General features: G+C 49.6%; 4 protein-coding genes and 2 pseudogenes. 1 reads left to right on the forward strand and 5 read right to left on the reverse strand.

The genetic code is table 11. The features are described from left to right. Window positions 1-389: 389 nt before the first annotated feature. The 5 genes and pseudogenes from Q0P86_RS16515 to Q0P86_RS16535 all read right to left on the reverse strand — a co-directional run. A pseudogene (locus Q0P86_RS16515) lies at window positions 390-1,028 on the reverse strand (thiamine pyrophosphate-dependent enzyme); the annotation flags it as partial. A gap of 89 nt (window positions 1,029-1,117) precedes the next feature. Then, window positions 1,118-1,243, reverse strand: coding sequence for a hypothetical protein (locus Q0P86_RS16520; RefSeq protein ID WP_295041017.1), 126 nt, complete (start codon window positions 1,241-1,243; stop codon window positions 1,118-1,120). Window positions 1,244-1,272: 29 nt separating this feature from the next. Next, window positions 1,273-1,608: a hypothetical protein gene (locus Q0P86_RS16525; protein WP_295041019.1), complete on the reverse strand. Its 336-nt coding sequence runs from the start codon at window positions 1,606-1,608 to the stop codon at window positions 1,273-1,275. A 95-nt stretch (window positions 1,609-1,703) separates the two neighbouring features. Beyond that, a complete protein-coding gene (locus tag Q0P86_RS16530; protein ID WP_295041021.1) occupies window positions 1,704-2,162 on the reverse strand; it encodes a hypothetical protein in 459 nt (152 codons plus the stop codon). Beyond that, window positions 2,159-2,320: a hypothetical protein gene (locus Q0P86_RS16535; protein ID WP_295041023.1), complete on the reverse strand. Its 162-nt coding sequence runs from the start codon at window positions 2,318-2,320 to the stop codon at window positions 2,159-2,161. Before Q0P86_RS16535 ends, Q0P86_RS16530 begins: the two co-directional genes overlap by 4 nt. 317 nt (window positions 2,321-2,637) lie before the next feature. Between Q0P86_RS16535 and Q0P86_RS16540 the strand changes: the two are divergent. Then, window positions 2,638-4,225, forward strand: a pseudogene (locus Q0P86_RS16540) (hypothetical protein); the annotation flags it as partial.

Consider the following 4,225-nt stretch of genomic DNA (forward strand, 5'->3'; position numbering starts at 1 on the left):
ACCGCTGCTTAGACTCCTCCCAACCCCTCCACACAAACTGCAGAAGCCTCCAAAATTTTTTTGATAACCAAATTCCGCCTGGAAATTTGAAATATTTGTGAAGATGAAAAAGATTTTCTTCTAACTTGTAAATTGTAGAAGATTGAAAAACTGCTAGGGTAACGTATATAAAAAGGGCAGTTTTTTTGATTTACAAAAAGACGGGTGACTGTTCGTCACTCGTCTTTTGTATTCGGTAGGGTGGTGCAGGTCTGGATTGCTTCGCTACGCTGGCAATGACACGCCAAAACAAAAAGAGCGACAAGATTTCTCTTATCGCTCTTTACCTCAAAGGCCCGCAGGGCCGCGCTCACTCCTCGAAGGGAGCGAAGCGACCGTGCTCATACCTCTTACAGGCTGATCAACCCTTCAGTATCCTTAGACATGGCGTCGTAGAATGCGTAGCGGGCATCGACTTCCTTCTGGAGGTCGTCAGCGAGCTTCTTGGCCACTTCCGGATTGTTACGGGTGAGCTGCTTGTAGCGGTTTTCGGTGTAGATGTATTCTGCAACCGGGATCGTCGGCTTCTTGGAGTCGAGGATAAGCGGAGCCTTTCCCTCGGCGGCGAGAGCCGGGTTGTAACGGAGCAGTGTCCAGTAACCGGAATCCACAGCCATCTTCTGGTGTTCCAGCTGGCTGTTGAGATCGAAACCGTGGTTGATGCAGGGGCAGTAGCAGATGATCAGGGACGGACCATTGTGTGCTTCCGCTTCCTGGAGAACCTTCAGGGCCTGAGCGTCGTTTGCACCGAGGGCGATACGGCCCACGTAAACGTTCTTGTAGCTCATGGCGATGAGGCCCAGGTCCTTCTTGCCGGCGCGCTTACCAGCGGCAGCGAAGAGGGCGACTGCGCCACGGTTCGTGGCCTTGGATGCCTGTCCACCCGTGTTGGAGTACACTTCGGTATCGAGGACGCAGATGTTCACGTTTTCACCGGTAGCCATCACGTGGTCGAGACCACCGTAACCGATATCGTATGCCCAACCGTCACAGTATGAAGACCGTTCGCGCTAGAGTCTGGTTTAACACTCCGGTCGGCGCTCACTCTCGCCTCCGACGACTCGTTATGACGAGTCGCCTACGGCTCACAGAAGATCCACACGGACTTCTTCACGAGGTAGTTGGCGAATTCGTCGCGGAGGCTGACGGATGCTTCGTCGGTAGCACCGGCGAGAGCGGCCTTAAGGGGCGGCGACGTTTTCACGCTGGGCCTTTGTGAGCTGGAGGCGACAACTATTGAGTTGTCGTCGTAAGCGAGAGCACAAGTCTATCGGAGTTTTTCTTTTGCATTTGACTTGTGCGGTCATTTAGGCCGGCTTCGTCATCCTGCGTCTGAGTCGTGAGCTTTTCCTTGAGTTCGGCAGGAACGTTCACGGCTTCGAGGAGGCTGAGGGCCTGCTTGGCATGCTTCGTGATAGCGAGGCGCATACCGAGACCGAATTCGGCGTTGTCTTCGAAGAGGGAGTTCGCCCAAGCGGGGCCGCGGCCTTCCTTGTTCTTTGCCCACGGAGTGGTCGGGAGGTTACCGCCGTAAATGGAGGAGCAACCCGTAGCGTTAGCGACAACCATGCGGTCACACAATGGAGGCCGCTCGCGCTAGACTCTAGTAAGGCATTCTGGTTGGCGCTCACTCTCGCCTCCGACGACTCGTTTTGACGAGTCGCCTACGGCTCACGGAGCTGAGAAACGAGACGCACGTAAGCGGTTTCGCCGCAGCCTGCGCAGCTTCCGGAGAATTCGAACAGCGGTTCCAGGAGCATGGCCTGCTTGACGAGGTTCTTGTTGACCTTGGTGCGGTCGAATTCCGGGAGATCGACGAAGAAGTCCCAGCACTTGCCTTCCTGGACCTTGATGGGTTCCTGCGGCACCATGTTGATGGCCTTCTTGGTCTCGTCGGTCTTGTCCTTACCGATACAGGCTTGCGTACAAACGCCGCAACCCGTACAGTCGTAGCTGGAGACGGAGATGGCGAATACGGGCTTTTCGGAGCCTTCCAGCTTGAAGCCCTTGGCGGCCGTGTACTTGAAGCCTTCCGGAGCGTTCTTCACGGCGGATTCGTCAACGACCTTCACGCGGATGGCTGCATGGGGGCAGACTGTGGAGACCGTTCGGCTTCGCCTCACTCTCGCCTCCGACGACTCGTTATGACGAGTCGCCTACGGCTCACAGCGCACTTGCCGCACTGCACGCAAGCGTCCGGATTCCAGGACGGGATGTTGAGGGCGAGGTCGCGTTTTTCGTACTTGGTGGTAGCGGTCGGGAACACGCCGTCGCAAGGCATCTTGGAGACGGGGAGGAGTTCGCCGTTGCCCTTGATGATTTCTGCGGTAGGGGAGTGGTCTATGGGCGTTCCCGCACATATATGTGCGGTCGGGCTATATTTTAGGGGCTGCCGCCGTCACTACGCTCGTCGCCAGCCTCCTAAAACCGAGACCACGGTCTCGGCCCCAAGGGGTCACTATCCCTAACGCGAAATCTCCCAAATTTATGCTTAAACGACCATAGCCGGTTGTTTTTCAACGCAAAAAATCTTTTTGCGTAAATTTTTTCGAAAAAAGATTATATTTATGAAAGTATAACTATACAAGGAGTGAAAATATGTCCTATCCTGTTCCCTACACTTGGACCATTTCCGGTATTCTTCTGAATGATGGGATTCCGTTCAATCAGGGTAATCTGAAAGCCTATAATAGGCTTGCGTACGGGAATCTTGAACAAATAGCGGAATGTGGAATTTCTGAAGACGGTTCCTACGCTCTCGTTTTTTCCTCCTCACAATTTCAAAAAGGAGATACATCCATAGACCATCCCAATTTGGTCATTCGCCTTTACGATTACCAGGACAACATTCTGTGGGAATCGGACACCTACGCTGCCATGGAAACTCCTTTTGAACTGGGTACAATTGATATAGCCAAAGTATCTTCTGACGATGTATGGAGCATCAACGGTGTTGTTCTCTACAATTCGGCAACACCGCTGCAAGCAGGAACAATCTATATCTATGATGTCTGGAATGACCAGCCTGTTTTGCTGAAACAGACGACATTAAATACTAACGGATATTTCAGCTGCACTTACGAAAAGACGGCATTTCAAAAGCAAGGCGTAACGAGAACCTCGCCGAATTTACGGATTGTTGTGCGAGATTTGAATGGACAGGAGCTAACAACCTACAATGTTCCTGCCCCAATTTCCGTAAATCATAGCGTCAAAATCATTTTGAACACCATTCCTGCGTCTTTGGCGAGCGACGAGTGCAAGGTTTATGGAACGGTCAAGAATACGCTAAACTACCCTCTAAAAGATAACATCAGCGTTGCTGCTTTCTGCCTTTATTACAAGGAGCCTGCTACAGGTTCGTCGTATGGCACCTTTGAGCGTGTGATGCTTGGAACTCCTACGGAAACAGATGTTTTTGGGCGTTACGAAATTAGCTACAGTGCCGCATCCATTCCCCTGGGGCTTAAGCTGGATGGCAAAGAAGCTAAAGGTAAGGACAAGGCATCCATTTTTGCGGAAGTAAAGTACGGACAAGGCGGAACAACACCTGAAAGCAATCTCCCGCAGATATTCTATTCTGCACCACTTGTTTTTAATGGTCAGTCTGTCCAAGAAATAAATTTCGTTCTTGACCTTGAAACAGATAAGCCCATAAAATCAGAATTTGAAAGCCTGGATGATGTCCTGAAAATCTACTATCAGACGGTAATTAATAATAACGCAACAATCAAAAAGTATGCACAGGATAAAATTTCTGAATTTCTTGCTTCTAATACACAGTTGCCATTGGTTATTGGTCGTGAAAGTCTTGAACAATCTAAAGTTTACGCTTATTTTAAGGCATTTCAACTTGCTCATGAGATGTTGAATTCCGTGGAAGGTCTTAAGAGTGCGTTTAATCCCAAAACAAATTTAACTGATGAAGAAAATTACGAAATTGTATTTACATGTGCCGAATATCTTTACCCCTTAATCTTAAATACTGATGTTGTTGATGTCTCAACCCTCTTGACTTTTGGATTAGAGGAATGTAAGAAAGAAATTAAAAGTGCAATTACAGAAAATGCGATAAATTCTACTCTTTCTGCAGAAGATTTCAAAAGTACAATTTGGATGAATCTTCAAAAATCAATAAACTACCCTGCACTGAAAGTGCAGGGTTTTGTATGTCGTATGCGGATGG

Origin of the sequence: uncultured Fibrobacter sp. (genome assembly GCF_946062555.1) — a bacterium.
In the GTDB taxonomy this organism is placed as follows: domain Bacteria; phylum Fibrobacterota; class Fibrobacteria; order Fibrobacterales; family Fibrobacteraceae; genus Fibrobacter.